General features: G+C 57.7%; 21 protein-coding genes. 9 read left to right on the top strand and 12 right to left on the bottom strand.

Annotated elements, in window-relative coordinates:
• The first annotated feature begins 63 nt into the window (after nt 1-63).
• Nucleotides 64-2,505, top strand: a complete 2,442-nt coding sequence (locus tag AO353_RS04880; protein ID WP_054593941.1) for a TonB-dependent siderophore receptor — start codon at nt 64-66, stop codon at nt 2,503-2,505.
• A complete protein-coding gene (locus AO353_RS04875; RefSeq protein ID WP_054593940.1) occupies nt 2,505-3,557 on the top strand; it encodes a hypothetical protein in 1,053 nt (350 codons plus the stop codon). Before AO353_RS04880 ends, AO353_RS04875 begins: the two co-directional genes overlap by 1 nt.
• A 21-nt stretch (nt 3,558-3,578) precedes the next feature.
• On the opposite strand, the gene AO353_RS04870 is transcribed toward AO353_RS04875, so the two are convergent.
• Entirely contained in the window at nt 3,579-4,454 is an 876-nt protein-coding gene (locus tag AO353_RS04870) for a helix-turn-helix domain-containing protein (protein WP_054593939.1), read from the bottom strand.
• Nucleotides 4,455-4,593: 139 nt separating this feature from the next.
• Between AO353_RS04870 and AO353_RS04865 the strand changes: the two genes are divergently transcribed.
• A complete protein-coding gene (locus AO353_RS04865; protein WP_054593938.1) occupies nt 4,594-5,496 on the top strand; it encodes a DMT family transporter in 903 nt (300 codons plus the stop codon).
• Between the two features lie 48 nt (nt 5,497-5,544).
• Here AO353_RS04865 and AO353_RS04860 read toward each other — a convergent pair whose 3' ends face one another.
• Nucleotides 5,545-6,054 carry a DUF2165 family protein gene (locus AO353_RS04860; protein ID WP_054593937.1) on the bottom strand — a complete coding sequence of 170 codons (510 nt, stop codon included), beginning with the start codon at nt 6,052-6,054 and terminating at the stop codon, nt 5,545-5,547.
• Between the two features lie 248 nt (nt 6,055-6,302).
• Between AO353_RS04860 and AO353_RS04855 the strand changes: the two genes are divergently transcribed.
• The gene (locus AO353_RS04855) at nt 6,303-6,695 is read left to right on the top strand and encodes a hypothetical protein (RefSeq protein WP_054593936.1); all 393 of its coding nucleotides are present in this window, start codon (nt 6,303-6,305) and stop codon (nt 6,693-6,695) included.
• 62 nt (nt 6,696-6,757) lie between these two features.
• On the opposite strand, the gene AO353_RS04850 is transcribed toward AO353_RS04855, so the two are convergent.
• Nucleotides 6,758-7,732, bottom strand: coding sequence for a 2-hydroxyacid dehydrogenase (locus AO353_RS04850; protein WP_054593935.1), 975 nt, complete (start codon nt 7,730-7,732; stop codon nt 6,758-6,760).
• Nucleotides 7,733-8,469: 737 nt separating this feature from the next.
• Nucleotides 8,470-9,438 (bottom strand): LysR family transcriptional regulator, encoded by a 969-nt coding sequence (locus tag AO353_RS04845; RefSeq protein ID WP_054593934.1) that lies wholly within the window; start codon nt 9,436-9,438, stop codon nt 8,470-8,472.
• Between the two features lie 188 nt (nt 9,439-9,626).
• On the opposite strand from AO353_RS04845, the gene AO353_RS04840 reads away from it, so the two are divergent.
• The 5 genes from AO353_RS04840 to AO353_RS04820 all read left to right on the top strand — a co-directional run bounded on the left by AO353_RS04840 (nt 9,627) and on the right by AO353_RS04820 (nt 15,338).
• On the top strand, nt 9,627-11,138 hold the full coding sequence (locus AO353_RS04840; RefSeq protein WP_054593933.1) for an efflux transporter outer membrane subunit: 1,512 nt from the start codon (nt 9,627-9,629) through the stop codon (nt 11,136-11,138).
• 10 nt (nt 11,139-11,148) lie between these two features.
• A complete protein-coding gene (locus AO353_RS04835; protein WP_054593932.1) occupies nt 11,149-13,335 on the top strand; it encodes an FUSC family protein in 2,187 nt (728 codons plus the stop codon).
• Entirely contained in the window at nt 13,325-13,525 is a 201-nt protein-coding gene (locus AO353_RS04830) for a DUF1656 domain-containing protein (RefSeq protein ID WP_054593931.1), read from the top strand. Before AO353_RS04835 ends, AO353_RS04830 begins: the two co-directional genes overlap by 11 nt.
• 10 nt (nt 13,526-13,535) lie before the next feature.
• A complete protein-coding gene (locus AO353_RS04825; protein WP_054593930.1) occupies nt 13,536-14,399 on the top strand; it encodes an HlyD family secretion protein in 864 nt (287 codons plus the stop codon).
• A gap of 195 nt (nt 14,400-14,594) precedes the next feature.
• Complete coding sequence (locus tag AO353_RS04820; protein ID WP_054593929.1) at nt 14,595-15,338, top strand: hypothetical protein; 744 nt, start codon at nt 14,595-14,597, stop codon at nt 15,336-15,338.
• A gap of 151 nt (nt 15,339-15,489) precedes the next feature.
• On the opposite strand, the gene AO353_RS04815 is transcribed toward AO353_RS04820, so the two are convergent.
• The 8 genes from AO353_RS04815 to AO353_RS04780 all read right to left on the bottom strand — a co-directional run bounded on the left by AO353_RS04815 (nt 15,490) and on the right by AO353_RS04780 (nt 26,362).
• Nucleotides 15,490-15,861 (bottom strand): DUF6124 family protein, encoded by a 372-nt coding sequence (locus tag AO353_RS04815; protein WP_054593928.1) that lies wholly within the window; start codon nt 15,859-15,861, stop codon nt 15,490-15,492.
• A 225-nt stretch (nt 15,862-16,086) separates the two neighbouring features.
• Entirely contained in the window at nt 16,087-16,485 is a 399-nt protein-coding gene (locus tag AO353_RS04810; RefSeq protein ID WP_054593927.1) for a hypothetical protein, read from the bottom strand.
• Between the two features lie 197 nt (nt 16,486-16,682).
• Entirely contained in the window at nt 16,683-17,954 is a 1,272-nt protein-coding gene (locus AO353_RS04805; protein ID WP_054593926.1) for a hypothetical protein, read from the bottom strand.
• Nucleotides 17,955-18,195: 241 nt separating this feature from the next.
• Nucleotides 18,196-19,020 carry an SDR family oxidoreductase gene (locus AO353_RS04800; protein ID WP_054593925.1) on the bottom strand — a complete coding sequence of 275 codons (825 nt, stop codon included), beginning with the start codon at nt 19,018-19,020 and terminating at the stop codon, nt 18,196-18,198.
• 39 nt (nt 19,021-19,059) lie between these two features.
• On the bottom strand, nt 19,060-19,524 hold the full coding sequence (locus AO353_RS04795; RefSeq protein WP_054593924.1) for a hypothetical protein: 465 nt from the start codon (nt 19,522-19,524) through the stop codon (nt 19,060-19,062).
• 502 nt (nt 19,525-20,026) lie between these two features.
• Nucleotides 20,027-21,412 carry an IS4 family transposase gene (locus AO353_RS04790; protein ID WP_054593923.1) on the bottom strand — a complete coding sequence of 462 codons (1,386 nt, stop codon included), beginning with the start codon at nt 21,410-21,412 and terminating at the stop codon, nt 20,027-20,029.
• Between the two features lie 282 nt (nt 21,413-21,694).
• Nucleotides 21,695-24,259 (bottom strand): Ig-like domain repeat protein, encoded by a 2,565-nt coding sequence (locus AO353_RS04785; protein ID WP_054593922.1) that lies wholly within the window; start codon nt 24,257-24,259, stop codon nt 21,695-21,697.
• A gap of 144 nt (nt 24,260-24,403) precedes the next feature.
• On the bottom strand, nt 24,404-26,362 hold the full coding sequence (locus AO353_RS04780) for an Ig-like domain-containing protein (RefSeq protein WP_054593921.1): 1,959 nt from the start codon (nt 26,360-26,362) through the stop codon (nt 24,404-24,406).
• Nucleotides 26,363-26,381: the final 19 nt, after the last annotated feature.

Genomic DNA, 26,381 nt, shown 5'->3' with positions numbered 1-26,381 from the left:
CGTGTAGTGGTGAAAGTGCGATTCATTCGCATCCGCAGCATTTCTACACACAGGTCACGAGCAATGAAGTCCAGGGCAAAATCGGCGGCAGGCGGTTCGGTTAAACAGTGGTTTGGTGCTTCTGCGCTAGCCGTTTCGGTGTTGGCCTTGTTGCCGTTGAGCGTGGCGTGCGCTGCGCAGTCCAGTGAGCAACACCGCGCGCTGTTCAGCTTCAACATTGCCAGCAAACCCTTGCCCCAGGCGTTGAGCGACTTCAGCCGGGTCACCGGCATCAGCGTGGTTTACACCGATGAAGCGCCCTACGGTCTCAGTGCACCGGCCATCAAGGGCGAGATGAGCGCCGAGCAAGCCATGCAACGCTTGCTGAGCAAATCCGGTTTCACCTTTCGTCAGACCGACGCCCACACGCTGGCCCTTGAACCACAGCCCACCGAAGGCGCGCTGAATCTCGGTGCAACCACCATCACCTCGGCGGTTGAGCAACCGATGAGCTATCAGCCGCCGTCCACCACCTCAGTGGCACGTTCATCGGCCTCGCTCCAGGAAATCCCCCAGACCATCAACGTGGTCCCGGCCCAGGTGCTGCGTGACCAAGTGCCGCGCAATCTGGACGATGCGCTGGCCAATGTCAGCGGCATTACCCAAGGCAACACGCTGGGGAGTACTCAGGATTCGGTGATGACTCGCGGGTTCGGTGACAACCGCAACGGCTCGATCATGCGCGATGGCATGCCGCTGGTGCAGGGCCGTGGCCTGAACGCCTCGGTGGATCGGGTTGAAGTCTTGAAGGGACCGGCCTCGTTGCTCTACGGCATCCAGGACCCCGGTGGCGTGGTGAACATGGTCAGCAAGAAGCCCGAACTGACGCAATACAACGCCTTGACCCTGCGCGGCTCGAGCTATGGCAACGGCAAGAACGGCAGCGGTGGCAGCCTCGACAGCACCGGGCCACTGGGCGACTCCGGTCTGGCCTACCGAATGGTGCTGGACCACGAAGATGAAGACTACTGGCGCAATTTCGGCACGCATCGCGAGACGTTGATCGCGCCGTCCCTGGCCTGGTTCGGCGAGAGCACCAAGCTGTTGTTTGCCTACGAGCACCGCGAGTTTCTTGCACCGTTCGACCGTGGCACGGCCATTGACCCGCGCACCAATCATCCGTTGGACATCCCGCGTGGCCGGCGTCTCGACGAGCCGTTCAACAATATGGAAGGCCGTTCGGACCTGTACCATTTCGAAGCCGACCACGAGCTCAATGACAACTGGAAAGCCCACTTCGGCTACAGCTGGAACCGCGAAACCTACGACGCCAGCCAGGTTCGCATCACCGCCATCGACCCGAAAAAAGGCACGCTGACCCGCAGTATGGACGGCACCCAAGGCGCCCTGACCACCGATCGCTTCACCACCGCCAGCCTTGAAGGCAAGGTCGATGTGGCCGGCATGCAACACGATCTGGTGTTCGGTGTGGATGACGAATACCGCAAGATCTACCGCGCCGACCTGATCCGGCAGAAGAGCCTGTTCCCGTCCTTCAGCTATCTGGACCCGGTCTACGGTCGTGAAGTGGCAGGCACCACGGTCAGCGCAGCGGACAGCAATCAGACCGATCTGCTGCGCAGCGATTCGGTGTTCCTGCAGGACTCGATCCACCTGAACGACCAGTGGATTCTGGTGGCTGGCGGACGCTTCCAGGAGTACGACCAGTACGCCGGCAAGGGCCGTCCGTTCAAGGCCAACACCGACAGCAACGGTCAGAAATGGGTGCCGCGTGCCGGCCTGGTGTATCGCTATACCGACGAGTTGTCGTTCTACGGCAGCTACACCGAATCCTTCAAACCGAACTCGACCATTGCGCCGTTGAGCGGCAGCTCGATCGTGCTCGATGGCAGCATTGCACCGGAAGAAGCCAAGTCCTGGGAACTGGGGGCCAAGCTCGACATGCCGGGTCGCGTGACCGGCAATATTGCGCTGTTCGACATCAAGAAACGCAACGTGCTGGTGTCTAACTCCGAGAACCCGTTGGTCACCACCTACAGTGCGGCCGGTGAAGTGCGTTCCCGTGGCCTGGAAGTGGACCTGACCGGTCAGTTGAGCGACCGCTGGAGCATGATCGGCAGCTACGCCTACACCGACGCGGAGGTCACCGAAGACCCGACCTACAAAGGCAAACGACTGCAAAACGTGGCGAAAAACACCGGCTCGCTGTCGGCAGTCTATGACTTCGGCACCATCGTCGGTGGCGACCAGTTGCGGGTCGGCGCAGGCGCCCGGTATGTCGGCGAGCGGGCCGGTAACGCGGTGAACGACTTCGACCTGCCGAGCTATACCGTGGCCGATGCGTTCGCCACCTACGACACCAAACTCGACGGGCAGAAGGTCAAGTTCCAGCTCAACGTGAAAAACCTCTTCGACCGCACCTACTACACCTCGGCCGTCAACCGGTTCTTTGTGTCGATGGGCGATTCGCGCCAGATCTCGCTGTCCAGCACGTTGGAGTTCTGATGAAAGCTTTGAAGATTGCTGTTTTGGCGCTGGCATTTAGCGGTGCGGCGTCTGCCACGCCGGCACCGGATGCCCGGGTTTACCATCGCGAGCAGCAGGTGAGCTTGCCCGGCTCGGGAGACAGCTGGGGTTTTGTCGCCCTCGACCCGACCCGGCCTTATCTGTTTCTGGCCCGCCGGGAAAACGGCCTGAGCGTGTTCGATGTCGAGCAGCAACGTCTGCTGAAAACCATCGACGGCTCAGCGGGCGCCAACGGCGTGGTGTTCGTGCCGACATTGAACCGGGTGTTTGTGCTCAACACCGACGGCAGCCTGGGCGTGGTCGAGTTGTCCACACTCAAACTGCTCAAGCGCATCCCGGTGGCCCAGAGCAACCTCAACAGCGCGGTGTATGAACCGCGCACGGGTCAGGTGATCATCGTCAGCGGTCGGCGCGCCGATCGTTCGACCTTGTTCGTGTTCGATCCGAAGCAAGAGCGCATCAGCGCCGCGCATGAACTGGACGTGAAGAAAATCGACCCGTTGCTGGTCAAGGGCGACGGCAGTTTCTTCCTGCCGATGCGTGATGAGGGCAAGGTCGCTCGTTTCTCGGCGAGCAGTTTTGAAGTCCTCGACACCTGGCAATTCGAAGGCTGCGCGCGACCCAGTGCGCTGGCGCAGGATGCCGAGCGCGGACGTTTGTTCATTGCCTGCCGGGGCGAAAAGCCGCAACTGGTCGTCGCCGATCTTCAGAGCGGTGCGCTGAAGGCCCGTCTGCCGATCACCCGTGACGTCAACGCGCTGGCCTATGACGCGGACAACCGGCAGTTGCTGATCCCCAGCGGAGTCGATGCCAACCTGAGCATCGTCAAGCAACTCGATGCCGATCATTACCAGGCGCAGGCCAGCGTCAGCACCTTGCCGATGGCCTACAACATGGCCTTCGATCCACTCAGTAAAAAGGTTTACCTGCCAGCGATGGACTTCACCCAGCCTGTGCCGAGCAAGGCTGAGCCCAAGCCGGATCCGCTGTTTCACGCCAACACCTTTTCGGTCACCACCCTGGCTCCGTAGGAGCATTGCATCGGGGCCGTGTTAACGCAAAAACGCCTGGCGGTATTCGCCGGGCGTGCCCTTCATGGCCTGGCGAAAGCGATTGGTGAAATGACTGGCGCTGGCAAAGCCGCAGGCGAGGGCAATCTCCCCAAGCGGCTGTGAGCTGTTGCGCAGCAAATGCCGGGCGTGAGCCAGGCGGCGGGCCAACAGGTATTGATGCGGCGGCAGGCCGAAGCTTTCGCGAAACATCCGCGCGAAGTGGTACTCCGACAACGCGCACAAACCGGCCAACTGACCAAGGCTGATCGGCTCGGCCAATTGCTGGTCGATGTACTCGATCAGCTGTCGACGCTGGTGCGCCGCCAGCCCACCCTTTAGGCGCAAACCCTGTCGCAGGCCGACTTGGCTGAGCAACGTGTGGCTGAGCATTTCGTGTGCGAGGCTGCTTGTCAGCAGGCGTTCGCCGGGCTCGTCCCAGTTCAATTCAATCAACTGACGGAAACGCCGGGCTTGCACCGGGTCTTCGAGAAAGGTGCTTTCCTGCAATTGCAGTTCACGCGGTTCACGGTCGAGCAGGGTGACGCAGCCGAGGGCAAATTGCTCGGGGCTGAAGTACAGGTGAGCCAGGCGGATTCCACCGTTGATCACCCAGGCCGACTGGTGTTCGGCGGGCAAGATGCAGAGTTTGTCCGGGCCGCCCTTGGTGCCGGGCTGCTCGCGGCGAAAGGTCCCGGTGCCACCGGCGATGTAGCAGGAGAGGGTGTGATGACCGGGCGCTTCATAGTCCTGGGCGTCGTGATGATTGCTCCACAGGGCTGCAGCCATGCCGTCACCGAGCTCGGCGCTGTGCTCAAGGCGAGCATTCGGCGAGCGGTTGAGGGCTTGAAAGACTTGCAGGGTTTCCAGTGCGGGCATGATCGGCTCTCTCCAACGCCTTGCATCCTACTCCGTCGCCTCGACGCTGCCAGCCCGTCGCCTGACAAAAGCGCAAGTTTATGCAAGCGCACGGCCTGCCTCGAGAACAGACTGAAGGCCATCTTCAGGAGTTGCCGACATGAACCTCTCGCTATACCTGCTCACGGTGCTGATCTGGGGCACCACCTGGATCGCCCTGAAACTGCAACTGGGGGGGGTGGCGATTCCGGTGTCGATCGTTTATCGCTTCGGCCTGGCATCGCTGGTGCTGTTCGTGATGTTACTGCTCAGCCGACGCCTGCAAGTGATGAACCGGCGTGGACACTTGATCTGCCTGGCCCAGGGGCTGTGCCTGTTCTGCATCAATTTCATGTGCTTCCTCACCGCCAGCCAGTGGATTCCCAGCGGTCTGGTCGCCGTGGTGTTCTCCACTGCCACGCTGTGGAATGCGCTGAATGCGCGGGTGTTCTTCGGTCAGAAAGTGGCCCGCAATGTGTTGATGGGCGGCGCGCTGGGGTTGATTGGGCTGGGCTTGTTGTTCTGGCCGGAACTGGTCGGCCATACCGCCAGCCCGCAAACCTTGCTTGGCCTGGCTCTGGCGCTGCTGGGCACACTGTGTTTCTCGGCCGGCAACATGCTCTCGAGCCTGCAACAGAAAGCCGGCCTCAAGCCACTGACCACCAACGCCTGGGGCATGGCCTATGGCGCCGCGATGCTGTCGATGTACTGCCTGGTCAAAGGTATTCCCTTCGACATTGAATGGAATACTCGTTACATCGGCTCGTTGTTGTACCTGGTGATTCCGGGCTCGGTGATTGGTTTCACCGCGTACCTGACCCTGGTCGGACGCATGGGCCCTGAACGTGCGGCGTATTGCACGGTGCTGTTCCCGGTAGTGGCTTTGAACGTGTCGGCCTTCGCCGAAGGCTATCAATGGACCACGCCGGCTTTGGCCGGGTTGGTACTGGTTATGTTGGGTAACGTGTTGGTGTTTCGCAAACCCAAGACGCGAGTGACGGTGGGCAGTGGCAAGTTGGCGTGATCGATCAAGTTACACTTTGCCTTATCGGGGGGATCCGTACGGCGTTGGTTAATTGTCGGTTTTCAGTGACAGATAAATAAGTGCGGTCATCATGTAACCGATAATGCTTCGGGTCCATGCCATGGCATTCCATTCTGCGGAAGTGTCCATGTCGAACCATTCATTGGCGATAACCTGTATGCAGAAGTAATACAAGAAAATGCCGATCATCAAGCCGACAATTCCGTATTTCTTTGCCTCGTGGAACTCTTTACGTGGCGCATTGAGTTTTGTGTAAAGCTGATAGGCCCCCAATAAACAACAGGCGGTGTAGGTTGTCTCCAGGGTGATCATCATCCAGTAGATTCTATGGTGCAGCATGGGGGAGGTGATGGCGCGATAGCGTAGGGCGTCGTTGGGCCGGGTCGTATCCATGCTGAGAATATGTCCAACGAATTCGTAGTTGGAGGTGTAGTCAGTTACATTGCTGATTACAACAAGCAGGCCAAACCCTCCCGCCATTAAAACCAGGGCCAACTTACTGCGCCTGATCAGGCAGGCAGTGGTGAAATTTATCATGGTGCGTACTCTCCATCTCCGGGTCCTGCAATGTGCAGGCAGTTGGGGCAGGAGTTTATAACGCGAAATAAATGGCGGGCAGAGGACTGAATTGCAAGTTGTGTCCTGGCGTACTTAGAGCGGTCGGGTGGTAACTTTTATTTCAGGTTTGTCTACTGTCAGATGTGACAGTAGACGCCTGAGTGCGTTCTGTTTAGCGTGGTCCGGGTTCAGGAAGGCGTCTAGACAATTTCTCAGGTGGAGCTCCCATGAATAAAGATCAACTTGCAATCATCGCGAATATTCGTAAGTCTTTAAATGATCAGCATTATTTGAACGCGGCTTTGCCGTCGGCGCCATTTATCCAGTTGCTGGATGCTGATGGCAAGTTGAGTCATGCGCGTGTTTCGAAGGATGGGCTTTGGGTCGATCTTGTTTATGACGAATTCATGCCCGGTGACACAGTCCTGTTTTATCTGGGGAGCGCCACCCCTGGAATTGTCGATTATGAAGACCGATTTACGCTGAGCGAAGAGAAGAAAATCGTGGCGCTGGTGCCTGAAGACACGATCAATCGATTGATTGGCCAAACGGCATTTGCACTGTACTTCGTGAATGAAACGACACCGTCCAATTTCAAGTACTTCGATGTCATCGAATGACATGATGCGTTGTCATAACGGGGGGGGCAGGGCGCGTTCAGCTGGAACGCGCCCTGTTTCTATCAACCCTTCCACACCTGCGGATTCACCAGATCCTGCGGCCGCTTGCCCAACAGCGCGCTGCGCAAGTTGGCCAAGGCGCGGTGGGCCATGGCTTCGCGGGTTTCGTGGGTGGCCGAACCGATGTGCGGCAAGGTCACGGCGTTCTTCAGCTGGAACAGCGGCGACTCGGCCAGGGGTTCCTTCTCGTAGACATCCAGACCCGCCCCGCGGATCCGGTTGTTCTGCAAGGCCTCGATCAGCGCTGGTTCATCGACCACGGGGCCACGGGAAATATTCACCAGAATCGCGCTCGGCTTCATCAGTGCCAGTTCGCGATGGCTGATCAGGTGCCGGGTCTTGTCGCTGAGCGGCACCACCAGGCAGACGAAATCGGCTTCGGCCAGTAACTGATCAAGGCTGCGAAACTGTGCGCCGAGTTCCTGTTCAAGCTGGGGCTTGCGGCTGTTGCCGCTGTACAGAATCGGCATGTTGAAGCCCAGACGACCGCGTCTGGCGATGGCCGCGCCAATGTTGCCCATGCCGACGATGCCCAGGGTCTTGCCATGTACATCGCAACCAAACAGCGGCGCGCCGACCGTGGCCTGCCATTGCCCGGCCTTGGTCCAGGCGTCCAGCTCGGCGACACGTCGGGCGCTGCTCATCAGCAAGGCAAAGGCCAGGTCGGCGGTGCTTTCGGTCAGCACGTCCGGGGTGTTGGTGAGCATGATCCCGCGTTCGTTGAAGTAGGCCAGGTCGTAGTTGTCGTAGCCGACCGAGACACTGGACACCACTTCGAGTTTGCTGGCGTTCTCCAATTGGGCCCGACCAAGCTTGCGACCGACGCCGATCAAGCCGTGTGCGTGGGGCAGGGCTTCATTGAACTGGGCATTGATGTCACCCAGCTTGGGGGTGGGCACGATCACCTCGAAGTCGTGTCGCAAGGACTCGACCATTTCGGGCGATACACGGCTAAAGGCAAGTACAGTCTTTTTCATCGCAGGAAGGCTCGACAGGCGGAGGAGAATGCCAAGCACGCTAACATTCTCTGACGGGTTTTTGCGAGAGCCGTAGGCTGTGGGCGAACACAAACCCTGTGGCGAGGGAGCTTGCTCCCGCTCGGCTGCGCAGCAGCCGTCAGCCTTTCAATCTCGACTTACCTGAATTAGCTCATTGACGCGATTGCGAGCGCTGCGCACTCGAGCGGGAGCAAGCTCCCTCGCCACACTGGATCGGGTCAATCCTTAGGATCAATTGGCCAACCGTGCCCCGCCCAGACTCCTGCTCAACTCATACGCCACCATGCGAGAGCCGCAGGCTGTGGGCGAACACAAACCCTGTGGCGAGGGAGCTTGCTCCCGCTCGGCTGCGCAGCAGTCGTCAGCCTCTCAATCTTGACTTACCTGAATTAGCTTATTGACGCGATTGCGAGCACTGCGCACTCGAGCGGGAGCAAGCTCCCTCGCCACACTGGATCGGGTCAATCCTTAGGATCAATTCGCCACCCGAGCCCCACCCAGACCCCGCTCAACTCATACGCCGCCATGCGAGAGCCGCAGGCTGTGGGCGAACACAAACCCTGTGGCGAGGGAGCTTGCTCCCGCTCGGCTGCGCAGCAGTCGTCAGCCTTTCAATCTCGACTTACCTGAATTAGCTTATTGACGCGATTGCGAGCGCTGCGCACTCGAGCGGGAGCAAGCTCCCTCGCCACACTGGATCGGGTCAATCCTTAGGATCAATTGGCCAACCGTGCCCCGCCCAGACTCCCGCTCAACTCATACGCCGCCAATTCCGCCTGATGCGCCGCGAGGATCTCCGGCAGCGAGCCCCGCAGGTACTCGACCCAGGTCTTGATCTTCGCATCCAGGTACTGGCGCGACGGGTAGATGGCGTACAGGTTCAGCTCTTGCGAGCGGTAGTTGGGCATGACCCGCACCAGACTACCGTTGCGCAAGCCTTCGATGGCGGCGTAGACCGGCAGCACACCAACGCCCATGCCGCTGATGATTGCGGTTTTCATCGCGTCGGCGGAGTTCACCAGAAACGGTGAGCTGTTGATGGTGACCATTTCCTGGCCTTCCGGGCCGTCGAACAGCCATTTCTCCAGCGGAATCACCGGGCTGACCAGGCGCAGGCAGGCGTGATTCAGCAGGTCGCTGGGCTTCTGCGCGCAGCCGTTGGCTTTTACATAAGCAGGCGACGCGCAAACGATGCTGTAGGTGATGCCCAGCCGTTGCGAAACGAAACCCGAGTCCGGCAGTTCGCTGGCCAGCACGATCGATACGTCGTAGCCCTCGTCCAGCAAATCCGGTACGCGGTTGGCCATGGTCAGGTCGAAGGTCACGTCCGGGTGGGACTTGCGATAGCGGGCGATTGCATCGATCACGAAGTGCTGACCGATCCCGGTCATGGTGTGCACCTTGAGCTGCCCGGCCGGGCGTGCATGGGCGTCGCTGGCCTCGGCTTCGGCCTCCTCGACATAGGCGAGGATCTGCCCGCAGCGCAGCAAATAACGTTTACCGGCCTCGGTCAGGGCGATGCGGCGGGTGGTGCGGTTGAGTAAACGGGTTTGCAGGTGGGCTTCCAGGTTGGAGACCGCGCGCGAGACGTTCGCTGTCGTGGTATCGAGCTGCACGGCAGCGGCAGTGAAGCTGCCGGCTTCGGCGACACAGCTGAAGGCGCGCATGTTTTGCAAAGTGTCCATGGGGTGCTCTCGGGTGCGATGACAAATTGTGACACGAAGTTACGGAGTGCTGTGACCCCGACCAAGGGATTATCTCGTGAACGGTAACAAAGATTCACAGGATTCCCGGCTTATCGCTGCTCAAGCCCACCCCTAGAATTGCGCCCATCTCTTACGGGACGTCCTCCCCACCTCAGGAATTTGCAGCAGTGCCGCGTCGCATCAGCAGAGAGCTGAAGACTCTCAGTGTTTGGGTTTTATCGTTAGCAATCAGCGGCTGCATCGGAACCGGAGGTATTGCGCCACAGGGCAAGGCATTCGACGCCAATACATTGGCCACCGACGAGGCCATTCAAAGCGCCGCCAAGGATGCTCACTGGCCCACCGCGCAGTGGTGGCAGGCCTATGGCGACCCGCAACTCAATCACTGGATCGACCTCGCCGTGCAAGGCAGTCCGAGCATGGCCATGGCCGCTGCTCGTGTGCGTCAGGCCAAGTCCATGGCCGGTGTTGCCGAATCGGCCGAGTCGTTGCAGGTCAATGGCCAATCCACCCTCAAGCGCCATAACTGGCCCACCGATCAGTTTTACGGTCCGGGCGAGCTGGCCAACACCACCACTTGGGACAACAACGCCGCTCTCGGTTTCAGCTACGCCCTCGACCTTTGGGGCCGCGAAAGCAATGCCACCGAACGCGCCGTCGACATGGCCCACATGAGCGCCGCCGAAGCGCGCATGGCTCAGCTCGAATTGCAGAACAACGTGGTCCGCGCCTACATCCAGCTGTCGCTGCATTACGCGCAGCGGGACATCGTGGCCGCGACCCTCAAGCAGCAACAGCAGATTCTGGAGCTTGCACAAAAGCGCCTGGATGGCGGCATCGGTACCCATTTCGAAGTCAGCCAGGCACAAACCCCGTTGCCGGAAACCCATCGACAACTGGATGCACTGGACGAAGAAATCGCCCTGAGCCGCAATCAACTTGCGGCATTGGCAGGCAAAGGTCCAGGGGAGGGCGCACAGTTGCAGCGTCCGACGCTGTCCCTTGGTACCGCACTGAAACTACCCTCGGCATTGCCTGCGCAATTGCTCGGCCAACGCCCGGACGTGGTTGCCAGTCGCTGGCAAGTCGCGGCCCAGGCGCGCGGGATCGAGGTGGCGCACGCTGGCTTCTACCCCAACGTCGATCTGGTCGGCAGCCTTGGTTACATGGCCACCGGTGGCGGGGCGCTGGAGTTTCTGACCGGCAAGAAGCTCAACTACAACGTCGGGCCGGCGATCTCCCTGCCGATCTTCGACGGTGGGCGCTTGCGCTCGGAGTTGGGCGAAGCTTCGGCCGGCTATGACATCGCCGTGGCCAAGTACAACCAGACCCTGGTCGATGCGCTCAAAAGCATCTCCGATCAGTTGATCCGCCGCGAGTCCATGGACAAACAGCAAGCCTTCGCCGAGGAGTCGGTGGCGGCGGCGCAGAAAACCTACGACATCGCGATGATCGCCTATCAGCGCGGGCTCACTGATTACCTCAACGTGCTGAATGCCCAAAGCCTGCTGTTCAAGCAGCAGCAAGTGCAACAACAGGTTCAGGCCGCGCGTTTGAGCGCCCATGCCGAACTGGTCACTGCCCTTGGTGGCGGGCTCGGCGCCGGTAACGACGTGCCGCTAGACGGCAAAGTCCAGGCGCCGAAAACCCCAGCCATTCTCTCTGCCCTCGACCACTGAACAGGACACCATGACTCCCTTGCCTGCACCGCTGCGCTGGCTGTATTCCCTTGAATGGCGCCGGGGTTTTTTCGACTGGGCACGCAGTGACGGCGTGACTTGGGTCTACATCTTCAAGGTGCTGACCGCCGCGTTCCTGACCCTCTGGCTGGCCATGCGCCTGGAACTGCCGCAACCGCGCACCGCGATGATCACCGTGTTCATCGTCATGCAGCCGCAGAGCGGTCAGGTGTTCGCCAAGAGCTTCTATCGCTTCCTCGGTACGCTGGCTGGCTCGGCGGTGATGGTCGCGCTGATTGCCTTGTTCGCCCAGAACACCGAACTGTTCCTCGGTTCGCTGGCGATCTGGGTCGGCATCTGCACGGCCGGTGCCGCGCGTTATCGCAACTTCCGCGCCTATGGTTTTGTGCTCGCCGGTTATACGGCGGCGATGGTCGGCTTGCCGGCGCTGGCGCACCCGGACGGCGCGTTCATGGCGGCAGTCTGGCGGGTGCTGGAAATCTCCCTGGGGATTCTCTGCTCGACCCTGGTCAGCGCCGCGATTCTCCCGCAAACCGCCAGCGCGGCGATGCGCAACGCCTTGTATCAGCGCTTCGGAGTGTTTGCGCTGTTCGTCACCGATGGCTTGCGCGGGCGCAGCCAACGCGAGGCGTTCGAAGCCGGCAACGTGCGCTTTATCGCCGAAGCCGTGGGCCTGGAAGGCTTGCGCAGCGTCACCGTGTTCGAAGACCCGCACATGCGTCGGCGCAATGGTCGGCTCAGTCGCTTGAACAGCGAATTCATGGGCATCACCACCCGGTTCAACGCCTTGCACCAATTGCTCGAACGCTTGCGCAGCAGCGGCACCGAACAGGTAGTGGCGGCGATCAAACCCGGGTTGCAGGACCTCGCCGAAGTGCTCGATGGCTTCTCGGGTCGTGCGCTGACGCATGCCGACGCAGCGCGTCTGGCAGCGCAATTGGCCGCCTATAAAGAAGGGCTGCCGGCGCGGGTGCGCAGCTTGCGGGCGAGCTTTCAGCAGAGCGAACCGAGCGACGCCGAGCAACTGGATTTTCACACCGCCTACGAGTTGCTCTACCGCTTCGTCGACGAAGTGCACAGTTATGCACAGACCCACGCCTCGCTGGCCGAGCACCGCCACGAACGCGAGCAATGGGATGAGCCCTACACCCCGAAAACCAACTGGCTGGCGTCGACCGCGGCAGGCATTCGGGCGTCGTTCATTCTGATTGTGCTGGGCAGTTACTGGGTCGCCACCGCGTGGCCGAGCGGCGCGACCATGACCTTGATCGCTGCTGCCACGGTCGGTCTCTCGGCGGCCACGCCAAACCCCAAGCGCATGGCGTTCCAGATGGCCTGCGGGACGTTGCTCGGGGCGCTGATCGGCTTCGTCGAGATGTTTTTCATCTTCCCGTGGATCGACGGTTTCCCACTGTTGTGCGTGATGCTGGCGCCGGTGATCGTGCTCGGTTCGTTCCTCACCTCACGGCCGCAGTACGCCGGTGTTGGCCTGGGTTTGCTGATCTTTTTCAGCACCGGTTCAGTGCCGGACAACCTGACGGTCTACAACCCGTACACCTTCATCAACGACTACATCGCGATGATCATGGGCATGCTGGTGTGCGCGGCGGCCGGGGCGATCATCCTGCCGCCCAACAGTCGCTGGTTGTGGTGGCGTCTGGAGCAGGACTTGCGCGGGCAAGTGGTGTTCGCCATCAGCGGCAAACTCAAGGGGCTGGCGTCGGGTTTTGAAAGCAGCACCCGCGATCTGGTGCACCAGGCTTATGGATTGGCCACCGGACAGCCTAAGGTGCAACGCGATCTGCTGCGCTGGATGTTCGTGGTGCTGGAAGTCGGTCACGCGATCATCGAGTTGCGCAAGGAACAGGCGATCTTGCCGGTGCACCCGGCCTATGCCGAAACCCAGCCATGGCGTCAGGCGATCAGGGTCATGGGTCGCTCGCTGGTTCGGCTGTTTCTGCAACCGAACCAGAGCAATCTGGAGCGCAGCCTGGTGGCGGTCGACCACGCCATCAGCCGCGTCCAGGCCACCGACGAACCCTTCGCCCCGCACTTCGACACCTCGGCCTTGCGCCGGGTGAAGAGCTACCTGCATTTCATCCGCACCTCGTTGCTCGACCCGCAATCGCCGCTGGCAGCGCTCGCTGCCCCGCAAGGACCTGACCATGCCTCGTGAAATCGCCTTCCACGGCGTGTACATGCCGACCATGACCCTGATGTTTTTCATCGCTGCGGCAATGGCCTGGGCACTCGACCGGTTTTTGTCCGGGTTTGATCTGTACCGCTTCTTCTGGCACCCGGCGCTGCTGCGCCTGAGCCTCTTCACCTGTTTGTTCGGCGCTCTTGCGCTGACTGTTTACTCTTGAGACCGATTCGATGAAAAAACTCTTCAGCCTGCTCGCGACCTTGTTGGTACTGGCCCTCGCGCTGTGGATCGGCCGGACCCTCTGGGTGCATTACATGGACACCCCGTGGACCCGTGATGGCCGGGTGCGCGCCGACATCATCAATGTCGCCGCCGACGTCACCGGCGAAGTGGTCGACGTGCCGGTACGTGACAACCAGTTGGTGAAAAAGGGCGACCTGCTGATGCAGATCGATCCCGAGCACTACCAGATCGCGGTGAAACAGGCGCAATCGCTGGTCGCTTCGCGCAAAGCCACGTGGGAGATGCGCAAGGTCAACGCGCACCGTCGCGCCGACCTCGACAACCTGGTGATCTCCAAGGAAAACCGCGACGACGCCAGCAACATTGCCGACTCGGCGCTGGCCGATTACCAACAGGCCCAGGCACAGCTTGAGGCCGCAGAGTTGAACCTCAAGCGCACCAAAGTGCTGGCGGCGGTGGACGGTTATGTCACCAACCTCAACGTCCATCGCGGCGACTACGCGCGCATCGGCGAAGCGAAAATGGCCGTGGTCGATATGAACTCGTTCTGGGTCTACGGCTTCTTCGAAGAAACCAAACTGCCGCATGTGAAAGTCGGCGATCAGGCCGACATGCAATTGATGAGCGGCGAAGTGCTCAAGGGCCATGTCGAAAGCATATCGCGCGGCATCTACGACCGCGATAACCCGGAAAGCCGCGAGCTGATCGCCGACGTGAATCCGACCTTTAACTGGGTGCGTTTGGCACAACGGGTGCCGGTGCGGATTCACATCGATGAAGTGCCGGACGGGGTGCTGTTGGCGGCGGGAATTACTTGTACGGTGGTGGTCAAGCAAGATGACGTCGAGTAACTTTGCAGCGGGTGAGTTGTTGTTTTTTTGGTGTTAATTGTAATGGGAAGTTAGTTTGGGTTTTTGAATATTTTGTTGTGTGTTAGTTTGCGGGTCGTCACTGTTGTAGGTGGCTTATATTGATTTATATTTAAGGGCTGGTACTTAACCGGCTCTATTTTTTAGTGTGGCAGTATTTTTAAAAAGGATTTTAAAATGACAAAGCTGATAGATATCAGAATGGATAACGGTATCAATGGTATTAAAAAAAGCGTGCCGGTAACACTCGGATTTACCCTTGAAACGGATGGCGCCCCCCCTCCTGTCGGATCACGTCTGGAGTTCCGGGTAAACGAGGACGTGACCTTTCTGCACGTTTCGATGCCTGTCAACGGTGCGCAGATGATTTTTAGACCCAGTTTTAACTCCAGCATGATCACCATTACCGATACGCAAACTCAGGGGTGGAACCCTGGTCGCACAGTAACGTTAATCTCCGAAAAAGAGTTGCGGCCTTCATCCGTTGCCGAGTTGTGCTCCATTCGTTATTACCAGCCGACCCATATGGAGCATTTCTATTGTGGTGTTTTGGCGAAGTATATTGAAGAACAAGAAATTCAGGTGCGCCAGACGTTTAAAGGGGCATGGCAGGATCAGGCCACTAAGGGGTGGATATACAGTTATGACTTTATTCTAAGAGCCACCAGACACTCGATTGCGCAGTGGAAAGTTTCGAGCGCAGGATTACCACTGGGCACGAAAATTTACGCCAATCCCTGGCTCGACATGAGCCATGACGGTACAGAAGGGATTATCGAGTTGCGCACGCCTAAGGGGGGCAAGTATGTGCTGGAGCCGGGCATAGACCTGCCTGTTTCCGTTCAACTGCTTTACCCGGTTGCGTCGGGTCAGAACCCGTCATTCCAGAACGTCCCTAATCTGGTTGCCTACCCGCTCTGACAGGGCAGGATGTGATGAGGCCGGGCCGGGCCATGATCATGGCTCGGCTTTTTGGGGGATTGATAAGATTAAAGTCAAAAGATCGCAGACGCCTTATCTGTTAGCGATCTGTCAGATCAGATGCCGCGAGTCGGTGTGGTGAACACAGTTGCTACGCCGGTTCAGGTGGATCGAGGTGATCCAGTGCCCGATTCACCGCCAACTCGGCCAGTGAAATCATCTGCTGAATCGCCAGTGCGGTATTGCGCTTGGGACCTTCAAGCTCAAACGCCAGATCGCTGGCCATGACGTTCACCGACGCGAGCGTCTCGCAGGCGTGGGCCAGTAGGGTTTCAGAGTCGACATCGGGGGCGATGACGAAAATGCAACCGGGACGTCGGTCGGCCAACAATTGCTTGGTCTCGGGCAGCACCAGGTAATGGTCGAGCGCACGGTGCGCGGCGGCGTGGAGTTCTTTTGAATCGAGGGAGGCGTAGGGGGAGGTGCTGTCGGTTTCAGTGGGATTGGGGGTAGCTTTAGACATGGTGATGCTCCAATAGGTTAAGTCACTCCTATGAGATATCCGGGCTACCACACCCGATCGCTGAATGGGCAGCGACCCGAAAAGGCTATCCGTCCCCCATCACCCAACGCAACCGTCAAAACGTGTCGGAACCGTCCTCAGACGCGCGGGCCATTGTCCTTCAAAAACCTACGCGAGATAAACGTCCTTTTGATCGCTCCCACTCTTCAGTGGGAGCGATCTCATTCAGCCCTGACAATACGTCTCATGCAAATGCCGCCACAGCAACGCACCTGACGGCAGTTTTTCAATCACCGCCGTCGCACGCCGATCATTCAGCACGCCGCTCGCATCGGATTGCACCTCGCGGTAGCTGACGGTGGCGCCGCCTGCGTGTTGGTCAATCCCGCTCCATTCGCTCAGGCTGATTTTCAAGCCCGGGCGAGCGCCGCCGAGTTTATCGAACAGCTCGCTCAAACCTGGATAATCCAGCACATTGCCGCCGGGCACGATCATCGAAAACTGCGGCGAGAAACGCGCCAGCAACTGCGTCAGTAGGCCTTTGTCGGCGCTGCCGGAAAACCATTGCTCGATGTCGACAAGGGTCTGGGTCACTTCGTTGAAGTATTCGCGATAGTCCGTCATGCGGTTTTTCTCCTTGGGTGAGTGAGGGGTAATGTGCGTCAGCAGCTTGGTGGTGTCCAGACGCAGGATGGCTGACAAGGGGAATAGCGCAAGGGCCACTGAAGGTGCAGGCGTTTATTGATTTCATGAAGGTTAAAGGCTGACCACACAGCTCTAACAAGCTGTGTGGTCAGGGGCGCTTGGCAGGGTAGGGAGAATCAGCCCTGATAGCCGTAAACATGGCCGAGTGCGCCACCTAAGCCCAAGGTGTTACCCGCCAGCAGAATACGGCCGGTTGCTTGTGTTTGTAGAAGCGCTGGTGTGGTCACCAGTTGAGTGTCTTCCTGGATGCAACCGTTTTGACCGAAGCTTCGGTCAACGGAGCCGTTGGCCAGATAGCGCGCGATATACAAGCGACTGGAACCGCCAGCGGTGATGATGCTGCCATCCGCCTGCCGGGTCGCACACACCCACTCGTTCCCATGGTCGGCATTGAACGAAGTCAATACCGGGCGACCCTGATTGAACTCGGGGAATGGGTTGCCGGTCGTGTCGAAGCCCACAAGCAGGCCCCAGTTTCTTTGGCCGGAACTTGCCTGGCCAATACCCACGACGTTGCCGGCGGCGGTGTCGATTAGTTCGTGAAAGATAACCGTACCATTCGGAATGTTCACCAGGGAGAAACCGGGTGTTTGAGTGCCGCCAAAGTTCGTATCAAGTTCACCCGTGTGAGAATAACGAGCGACATAGCCTTGTGTTTCAGACGGTGAACGTCGAGCACTACCCGCGACCAGAATAGTGTTATCGGCCTGCACCCGGATGGCAGTGACTGACAGACTGCTGAACGCCTGATGATTGATCTCGAGTTGTCCGGTTTTATTGAAGCTTTTATCCAGATTGCCGCGAGTGTCGACTCGCAACACCAGACCGCTAGAGGTATCCCCCTTCAAGTAGGTTGCGCTGACGAGGATTGTTCCGTCGGCCAGCAATTGCAGGGTGCTGGAGTCGTCAACCAACTCCCCGAGGGCGCTGTTTTCAATGACCACGCAGCCCTGTTCACCAAAGCTGCGGTCAACCAGGCCATTGATATCGAAGCGAGCAATGACCAGGCGTTTCGGGCTGTAAACGTCTACTTCGCGGGACCAGCCCAGCATGATGATGTGGCCGTCGTCCTGAACGGCGAGCTGGCCGCCTGTCGAGTCGTATCCATCGGCAAAGTTGCCTTGCGCCAGGCCCATGTCGGCAAACGAGGTGTCGACGCTGCCATCAGGATTGAAGCGTGCCAGCCCATAGATCCCTTTCAGGTCGCGGGCCAGCCATGCACTCACCAGAATCTTGTCGTCTGCCAACACAGTGAAACCTTTCACATGCCGGTCGGTGTCAAGTGCGTGCTTGAGTTCAAACAGAGTGATAACGCCTTCGAGACCGAAATGCGGATCACGGTCTCCCGGGATGAAAAAAGTAATCTGGTTATGGGTAATAGCGTCCATGGTATTTACCTTGTGTGAGTTTCAGTGTCCGATATGAAGAACGGATTAATTGTTTTTTAGATGTGGTTTTTCATGGGGGCTGATAGGCAGGCCTCATGAGTGAGCAAGTTATAGATCGGTAGATGCTATTGCTATATTTAGTTGCTGGTTTAATGTGTTTGTTTATGTCTGTTGTTTGATTGGTTAGTTGAGGTTTATTGCGGTTGGCTGCGGAGCGATGTCCGCAGCGCGAGGGCGGATGTTAGAGCGTGTTATTGAGCGCAAACTTCTTCTTCAGGATGATATCGAGCAGACCTCTGGGCAGTAACGCGGCCATTAGCGGCAACGCTCGACTGCCATTACCCAGACGCAACAAGTGCGGCGGTTTGCTGTGCTGCACAGCCTTGAGCAGATCGTTGGCAAATGTGCTCGCCGGGGTCGGGTTGTTCTGAGAAGCCTTGGCCCGGGCACGAATTCCCTCGCGCAGCGGCCACCAGGGCGATTGTTCGCTGATCAGTTGTTCGGCTTCAACGCCTGCATTCCTGGCAAAACTGGAGGCGATGGCGCCGGGCTGGACTTCCATCACCCGGATGCCGAAGGGTGCCAGTTCCATGCGCAGCGCATCGCTCAAGGCATGCACCGCGGCTTTCGAGGCGCAATAGGCACCGGCGAATGGTGTGACCAAAACGCCGGAGACGCTGCCGATATTCACCACTAATCCCTTGGCGCGACGCAGCACGGGAAACAGCGCGCGGGTGACACCGACCACGGCAAACACATTGGTTTCGAACTGCCGTTGCATCGCCGCGACACCGCCGTCGAGCAGTGGCCCCATGGCGCCGTAACCGGCGTTGTTGATCAGTACGTCAAGGCCGCCGTGTTGCTGGTTGATCCGCTCACTCAATTGTTCGAGTGCCGGCCCGTCATTGACGTCCAGTTGCACGGCGGTGAACCCGGCTGCGGCGAGTATCGCCACATCTTCAGCCTTGCGCGCGGTGGCCAGGACCTCGAACCCGGCGTTTTTGAAGGCATCAGCCAGGGCGCGGCCAATGCCGCTGGAACAACCGGTGATTAATGCGACGGGCATGGCGCGGTCCTTGTGCAAGTAGAAGGGTGGAGAAAAGGATCAGTCAGAGAAACTACCTTGCAAATGCTCGGCGCGAAACTCCAGGGTTTGCGGGCGATAGCCCGGACGCAGCGGCGGCATCGGCAAGCAGTCTTCCCACGTGGCGCCGGCCTGTAATTCGCCGGGGCCACGGTAGCGCGGCGCGGCGTATTGATTGTCGGCCAGGTTGACCGTATCGCCCGGCGCATAGGCGGCGATCCGCCAGCGCAACTCGGTCAGCGGCACGTCGTTGCCGTTGTTCAGCTTCAGTTCCAGCGGACGATCCGCCGGGCAGTGTTCCGGTGCGTAGCTGATGCGCAACTCCAGCCGCGCCAGTTGCTTGATCTCGCGGTTGTCCAGCCATATCACCCAGGTCGCGACCAACCCCAGCCCGATCGCCGCCGCCAAAGAGACCGGCAAGGCTTTGGCCGGATAGCGTAGCAAGAGGATCAGCCAGGTGATGACGAGCAGGACGCCGATGAACATGACGCGAAACCTCGGGCAGGGGAGGGTCATGCTACCTAAGCGTAGATGGGATTGGCGATGGGTGGTTTGGTGAGTTCATCTTTGAGTTCGAGACGAAATGGCTGGATATTGAAAGCCACAGCTGGATTTACAGTTACGACATTGTGCTGAAAGCAACCCGTCATGCCGTTTCAAATTGGAAACTGTCGTTTGCCGATTTGCCGATTTGCCGATTTGCCGTTGGGCACAAAAATTCACAGTGAACTTTGGGCTGAGGTGATACACGACGGTAGCGAAGGCATCACTGATGCTGGTCACTCCCGGTGATGACAAGTACGTATTGGAGCCGGGAAAAGAGTTGCCAATCTCCATCCAGCTACGCTATCCCGCCGTTGTGGGCCAGAAGCCTGAGTGCGCTATCTGGTTGCTTATTTGCGATAACTAAAAAGCCTCCTGCTCAATTGGTTGGGCGTGGGGGGAGCAATCGGCATGATAATTATATATATCAGTGGTCGAATGGCACTTACTTAACATGTTTAGCGTGCCCGTTTTTCCTAACATCTGCCCTTGCTGATCGACGTGATTGGGTCAGCAAGGGGTAGGCTTGAGGTCTTCGTTTTATGGCTCGCGGCTCGATACGACCGGGTCGGTTTTCAACGCGCCTTTGAGCGATCAGCGTCAATAAATTTGACAGGCCATCCTCTTCTTCAAGGCGGCCGTATTGTCGCAGGGCCAGCCATAACTGAAGGCTGTGTTTGAAACTCAGCTCGCGAGGTAAGCAGTCAGCTAATAAAGCCGATTGTGCCATGAGCATTCGGATCAGATTGTGTGCCAACAGATAGACCCATAACTCCTTGACTGCCATGCCTGGGGTTTTGCAGCTTAACTTTCCAAGTCCCAGCGTAGCTTTGAGATTGCGTAAATCTAACTCGACATGCCATCGCCCCTTGTACAGCGATTTTAGGGCTGTTTTGGGTGTCTGCCTCGGGCAATGCAACGTGGTCACCAACGTCTTTCCGCCTGCCTTAAGCTCTCGCACTGTCAGCCTTTCAGGCGCCTGTTCGTAATGCGCCTGACTCATCCAGGGCGGCCTTCTTTCGGGCTTCTTCAACTCGATCAGATGATCTTCCGAACCGAGACTTTGACCCAGGCGAAAGTCCGTGCTGCGCCGTCGAGCGCCATATTGTTCGAACACGCCATCGACACCTCTACGTTGCAACTCGCACAGCAGGAAATAAGTAGCGTAGTAAGCATCGCCCAACAAAATGTCGCCTGCTTTCAACGTGTCGAGCATTGATCTGAGCAGCGTCTGTTCATCGCCACCCTTGCCTCGGAAACGCCCAAGGGCGGCATCTAAAACGGCGCCGCTGGAGAGGCAAACGATGCCAACCACTCGACACAGCGGAAAACCAAGACCGACTTTCTGACCGCGAGACTGCGGATAGGCCCCCTGATTGGCCGCGGTGTCGGGCATGCTGACCGTCGTACCGTCCACAAGGCGTACAGGCCGCCCCATCCAGCGCCACGACGATGGTGCTTTATCACTAATCGAAACACCGGTGTGCCTGACCAATGTGGAAACCATCTTCACAGGCAGTCGCTTTCTGGCCTTACAGTAGGCGCCCGTGCGAGTGCTATTGGGCTTCATGCCGCCACAAGACCGTTTGATGGACAAGTCGTTGACGGCGTTCTGGCAGGAGCGGTCGGCACTCATCGCTTGAGCCAGAAACATAGACAGCGTTTCAGTCGGCGGAAACAGACGCTCCCGATATTCTGGCAGTGCAGATTCGACGCGCTGTAACAGCTCGGGAGCAGTGAGAAGATTGAAAAAAGCATAGGCATCACAGTTCGAAGCATGTCGGTGAAAACGTTGCTGTTGATGCTGGAGAATTTGACGTCTACGATTCATTGGGGCTGTGTCCTTGGTTCATCGGTGTGCGTTCGCAACTATCACCGTAGACCAAGACCAGCTCTTCTTCATTTTTTGCTTTTAGCTCAACTGGTTAGCTGCTAAGTAAGTGCCATTCTATCAGTGGTCCTTTTCTCTTGGGTTCGTTAAATGTGGATGGTGGGTTTTATCTTGATTTAAAGACTAAAGATCTGCAAGCAAGAGACTAACCCCGCGGGTTGCTATAAGGGTTAGCCGTTAACCTGATGAAATGCTCCATTTCTTGCTGGTCGGTGCCAGTTATTATTCAACTTTCAGCAATAATTTTTGCTGTGTAGAACTGCCGTCTATGTTCTCTCGCAAAAGAATTTCATGCAGGCCAACTGGCTTGGCACTGAATAAATTGAAATCGAAAGCACCAAATGAATTGCTTACCGTATAAGCTGAATCGATTCCAGGGACATGAAGCACGAGAGGCACATTCCTTATGGAGTTATTGCCTATTGCCTCCAGCGTTCCATAAATATGGCAGGTTTCCGAATAACGCTTTGAGAGCCACTCTGGAGGTAAAGGCCAATTGGTTACTTTGAATACGAACTTTTGTTTGATTAACCTGTTATTCGGCGTTAGTAGTACCCCTTTCTCTCCTTCGCTGAACAGCTTCAATGTAAAAGTACCCGCCTTCGACGCAGTCCCCCTGATGTTCCATTCGTGTCGCGTGGAAAGTTGGCGAAGGGGTGGTTGGCTTGAAAGGTCACCACGTATAAGGCCAGAGCCAGGAACCCAGTCAAGGGCCAAAGTAACGCCAACTAACACATCTGCGTTCTTGTAACTAAGGGTGAGTACTTTTGTTTGGCCTCCAATGAAATCTGCCCCGTTTTGCGGCAGTGTAACGCCGTCCAATAAAACCGTCGCCTCGTCCGCCAGGTTGGTCGACAGCAGCTTGCTGAGCGCCACGGTGATAGGCGTGGTCATGCCCAGGCCGGCCGCAATTAACTGGAAGGTGCCGCTCTTGGTCGACCCGGTCACGACCCAGCTGTGAACTTTTTGCTCACTGCCCAATGCCGGCGCACTTACCACATTGGCTACGTCCAGACCACTTTTGATCACGCAGGTCAGCGTCACCGGATGCCCGGTCAGCGGACTACCGAGTTTAGGCTTCAGCGTAACGGTCTGGCCTTGGCCACGGAAGAACGTGTTGCCCCCGACCGGAACGACCATGCCGCCAATCTCGATCTCTGCCTCATCGCCCAGGTCGGTCGACAGCAGCGTGCTGAGCGCTACGGTGATCGGTGTGGTCATGCCCAGGCCGGCCGCAATTAACTGGAAGGTGCCGCTCTTGGTCGACCCGGTCACGACCCAGCTGTGAACTTTTTGCTCACTGCCCAATGCCGGCGCACTCACCACATTGGCTACGTCCAGACCACTTTTGATCACGCAGGTCAGCGTCACCGGATGCCCGGTCAGCGGACTACCGAGTTTAGGCTTCAGCGTAACGGTCTGGCCTTGGCCACGGAAGAACGTGTTGCCCCCGACCGGAACGACCATGCCGCCAATCTCGATCTCTGCCTCATCGCCCAGGTCGGTCGACAGCAGCGTGCTGAGCGCTACGGTGATCGGTGTGGTCATGCCCTGGCCGGCCGCAATTAACTGGAAGGTGCCGCTCTTGGTCGACCCGGTCACGACCCAGCTGTGAACTTTTTGCTCACTGCCCAATGCCGGCGCACTCACCACATTGGCTACGTCCAGACCACTTTTGATCACGCAGGTCAGCGTCACCGGATGCCCGGTCAGCGGACTACCGAGTTTAGGCTTCAGCGTAACGGTCTGGCCTTGGCCACGGATGAACGTGTTGCCCCCGACCGGAACGACCATGCCGCCAATCTCGATCTCTGCCTCATCGCCCAGGTCGGTCGAAAACACTCGGCACACTATTTCCCAATCAACACTCACCGCTGGACTGCTGATGCGTAGCTTGCAAAAGCCGCTTTTGTCCTTTCCTGGCGTGAGGGTCCATAACTGCCCGGTCGGCGGCATGGGCTGTTCAAGTTCGAATGGCGGATTCGCCTCTACATTCAGCCCTGCGTCAGACTCGACCAGCTGTAAAGTGAACCCATAACCTGTCAGCTGCGCAAACTCGAGTGTCAGGTCATTTTGCTGTCCGCGAAAAATAACAAGATCCTGCTTGCTCAGATCGACCGGAGTCCCATTCATGGACAGCGTGGCTTGCTCCCAGGGGCTGTTCTCCAACACCTCGAAGTCAAATGACTGTTCAACGGGAACATCGGGGCCATAGTAGAGGCTTTCTACCTCGGCAGTGATGGTGTGTTCTCCGACCGTCTCGGGAGTGAAAGTGAATGAACTCTGGCCATTGGCCGTGGTTACCACCTCATCGACAACCGTATTGCCTACACGCCACTTAACCTTGACGTCGCCCAATGCCTTCTGGGTGTAATACGACTCAACCTGAATGATCGCCTTTACCTCTTGCCCCACCACCGAGAGCCGAATCGGGCTAAGCACGACCTGAATAACGACCCGGTGATGCCCCAGTGACACAGGGATTTTATACGCGGGTGAGGTGAACTCGGTCTGGACCCATAGCTGAAATGTTTCCACTGGTGCATCAGCACCTTTGGCTGGGCAGTTGATTGTCCAGACAGCGCCGCTCTCTTCAAATTTCTGAAACTTACCAATCTCTGGCATGGCCGACAGTGGCAGCGTCGTGCCCGGTTGACCATTAAGGCTGACCCCATAATTAATCCAGGGGCTGTCTTTTTCCGCCGTAATGGAGATTTTATGATCTCCGCCGTGGCAAAGATATACTAGGGGAATGGACGTGGTTTTGGATTCGCGATCAAGTGCCATCGTGTTTGTCTCCAATTGCAAAAGAGAATTCAACAAAATTAAATAAATCAGTTCCCTTTATGTTTTATGCGGTCGGGAACTCCTTGAACCAATCCTGAAAGATAAATAGAGGATTTGACAAGGGGGGTAATTGAGGTTTTGTTATTACTGCACTACTAGGGTGAAGAGTGTAGATGCAATTAAGGATGGGGCAATAAGTGTCCCTTTCCAAATATAGACCCTTGCCGAAAATACGCCGATTTCAGGGAGCGTCATATCCCATTTAAAATACCCACCGGTCATTATTATCTGGTGGCTCCCCATATCTGGATCAATTTTTACCCCCGTTCCAGTGGGAGGTGTGCCCCAGCGCATCATGGCAGTTTGTGCAGTAGTAAATTCGTGGCTTCTGCTGAGACGAAAGCTACACGGGACATTTCGGGGCAGAACTATTCGCTGGACAACTCCCAGATAAGTGCCATCGAGATAAACAGTAAAAACGTCCGTTCTGTTGTCAGTGGACAACCTGCAAACCGGCACAAGCAAGGCCTGGGTCATATCATTGCCCACCAGCTCTAGTTGGAACGTGCCGTCTGCGGGCAAACCGGTCATGGTCCATCTGTACTCCGTTTGCTCCCGGTCGAAAGGCGGCTCACACTTCAAGTCTTCAGGTTCTAGCCCCGTGATGATCGAGCGCTTAAGTATTACGGAATGGTCCGTCAAAGGGCTGTTGGGTTTGGGTTTGAGCGTAACAACGTAGGGGGTCGCTGGGGAAAAGTCGATACCAGTAGACGGAACATCCTTGCCATCTATCAGGACGCCGACCTCATCGGCCAGGTTGGTCGACAGCAACTTGCTGACCGCAACGGTGATCGGCGTGGTCATGTCCTTGCCGGTCAGAGTTAACTGGAAGGTGCCGCTCTTGGTCGACCCGGTCACGACCCAGCTGTGAACTTTTTGCTCACTGCCCAATGCCGGCGCACTTACCACATTGGCTACGTCCAGACCACTTTTGATCACGCAGGTCAGCGTCACCGGATGCCCGGTCAGCGGACTACCGAGTTTAGGCTTCAGCGTAACGGTCTGGCCTTGGCCACGGATGAACGTGTTGCCCCCGACCGGAACGACCATGCCGCCAATCTCGATCTCTGCCTCATCGCCCAGGTCGGTCGAAAACACTCGGCACACTATTTCCCAATCAACACTCACCGCTGGACTGCTGATGCGTAGCTTGCAAAAGCCGCTTTTGTCCTTTCCTGGCGTGAGGGTCCATAACTGCCCGGTCGGCGGCATGGGCTGTTCAAGTTCGAATGGCGGATTCGCCTCTACATTCAGCCCTGCGTCAGACTCGACCAGCTGTAAAGTGAACCCATAATCTGTCAGCTGCGCAAACTCGAGTGTCAGGTCATTCTCCTGTCCGCGAAAAATAACAAGATCCTGCTTGCTCAGATCAACCGGAGTCCCATTCATGGACAGCGTGGCTTGCTCCCAGGGGCTGTTCTCCAACACCTCGAAGTCAAATGACTGTTCAACGGGAACATCGGGGCCGTAGTAGAGGCTTTCTACCTCGGCAGTGATGGTGTGTTCTCCGACCGTCTCGGGAGTGAAAGTGAATGAACTCTGGCCATTGGCCGTGGTTACCACCTCATCGACAACCGTATTGCCTACACGCCACTTAACCTTGACGTCGCCCAATGCCTCCTGGGTGTAATACGACTCAACCTGAATGATCGCCTTTACCTCTTGCCCCACCACCGAGAGCCGAATCGGGCTAAGCACGACCTCAATAACGACCCGGTGATGCCCCAGTGACACAGGGATTTTATACGCGGGTGAGGTGTACTCGGTCTGGACCCATAGCTGAAATGTTTCCACTGGTGTATCAGCGCCTTTGGCTGGGCAGTTGATCTTCCAACGTGCTCCTGACTCTTCAAACGGTTGATCTGTGCCGATTTTTGGCTCAGCAGTCAGTGTCAGAGGTTTACCGGACTCACCATTAAGGCTGACGCCATGATTGGTCCAGGGGCTGTCTTTTTCCGCCGTAATGGAGAAGTCATGAACTCCACCGTGGCAAAGATATACTGAAGGAATGAACGTAGCTTTGGATTCGCGATCAAGTGCCATGGTGTATCTCTCCAGCTGC

This window comes from Pseudomonas fluorescens, from assembly GCF_001307155.1.
In the GTDB taxonomy this organism is placed as follows: Bacteria; Pseudomonadota; Gammaproteobacteria; order Pseudomonadales; family Pseudomonadaceae; genus Aquipseudomonas; species Aquipseudomonas helvetica.
Note: the sequence above shows the minus strand (reverse complement) of the source record. Positions and strands in the feature narration are given on the sequence as shown.

What these genes read in the sequence shown, in the direction of transcription:
- AO353_RS04785 (WP_054593922.1), bottom strand. Translation starts at nt 24,259, where the DNA reads ATGGCACTTGATCGCGAATCCAAAACCACGTCCATTCCCCTAGTATAT.
- AO353_RS04800 (WP_054593925.1), bottom strand. Translation starts at nt 19,020, where the DNA reads ATGCCCGTCGCATTAATCACCGGTTGTTCCAGCGGCATTGGCCGCGCC.
- AO353_RS04870 (WP_054593939.1), bottom strand. Translation starts at nt 4,454, where the DNA reads ATGCCCGCACTGGAAACCCTGCAAGTCTTTCAAGCCCTCAACCGCTCG.
- AO353_RS04790 (WP_054593923.1), bottom strand. Translation starts at nt 21,412, where the DNA reads ATGAATCGTAGACGTCAAATTCTCCAGCATCAACAGCAACGTTTTCAC.
- AO353_RS04815 (WP_054593928.1), bottom strand. Translation starts at nt 15,861, where the DNA reads ATGTCTAAAGCTACCCCCAATCCCACTGAAACCGACAGCACCTCCCCC.
- AO353_RS04860 (WP_054593937.1), bottom strand. Translation starts at nt 6,054, where the DNA reads ATGATAAATTTCACCACTGCCTGCCTGATCAGGCGCAGTAAGTTGGCC.
- AO353_RS04835 (WP_054593932.1), top strand. Translation starts at nt 11,149, where the DNA reads ATGACTCCCTTGCCTGCACCGCTGCGCTGGCTGTATTCCCTTGAATGG.
- AO353_RS04795 (WP_054593924.1), bottom strand. Translation starts at nt 19,524, where the DNA reads ATGTTCATCGGCGTCCTGCTCGTCATCACCTGGCTGATCCTCTTGCTA.
- AO353_RS04780 (WP_054593921.1), bottom strand. Translation starts at nt 26,362, where the DNA reads ATGGCACTTGATCGCGAATCCAAAGCTACGTTCATTCCTTCAGTATAT.
- AO353_RS04845 (WP_054593934.1), bottom strand. Translation starts at nt 9,438, where the DNA reads ATGGACACTTTGCAAAACATGCGCGCCTTCAGCTGTGTCGCCGAAGCC.
- AO353_RS04825 (WP_054593930.1), top strand. Translation starts at nt 13,536, where the DNA reads ATGAAAAAACTCTTCAGCCTGCTCGCGACCTTGTTGGTACTGGCCCTC.
- AO353_RS04830 (WP_054593931.1), top strand. Translation starts at nt 13,325, where the DNA reads ATGCCTCGTGAAATCGCCTTCCACGGCGTGTACATGCCGACCATGACC.
- AO353_RS04820 (WP_054593929.1), top strand. Translation starts at nt 14,595, where the DNA reads ATGACAAAGCTGATAGATATCAGAATGGATAACGGTATCAATGGTATT.
- AO353_RS04850 (WP_054593935.1), bottom strand. Translation starts at nt 7,732, where the DNA reads ATGAAAAAGACTGTACTTGCCTTTAGCCGTGTATCGCCCGAAATGGTC.
- AO353_RS04805 (WP_054593926.1), bottom strand. Translation starts at nt 17,954, where the DNA reads ATGGACGCTATTACCCATAACCAGATTACTTTTTTCATCCCGGGAGAC.
- AO353_RS04865 (WP_054593938.1), top strand. Translation starts at nt 4,594, where the DNA reads ATGAACCTCTCGCTATACCTGCTCACGGTGCTGATCTGGGGCACCACC.
- AO353_RS04880 (WP_054593941.1), top strand. Translation starts at nt 64, where the DNA reads ATGAAGTCCAGGGCAAAATCGGCGGCAGGCGGTTCGGTTAAACAGTGG.
- AO353_RS04810 (WP_054593927.1), bottom strand. Translation starts at nt 16,485, where the DNA reads ATGACGGACTATCGCGAATACTTCAACGAAGTGACCCAGACCCTTGTC.
- AO353_RS04875 (WP_054593940.1), top strand. Translation starts at nt 2,505, where the DNA reads ATGAAAGCTTTGAAGATTGCTGTTTTGGCGCTGGCATTTAGCGGTGCG.
- AO353_RS04855 (WP_054593936.1), top strand. Translation starts at nt 6,303, where the DNA reads ATGAATAAAGATCAACTTGCAATCATCGCGAATATTCGTAAGTCTTTA.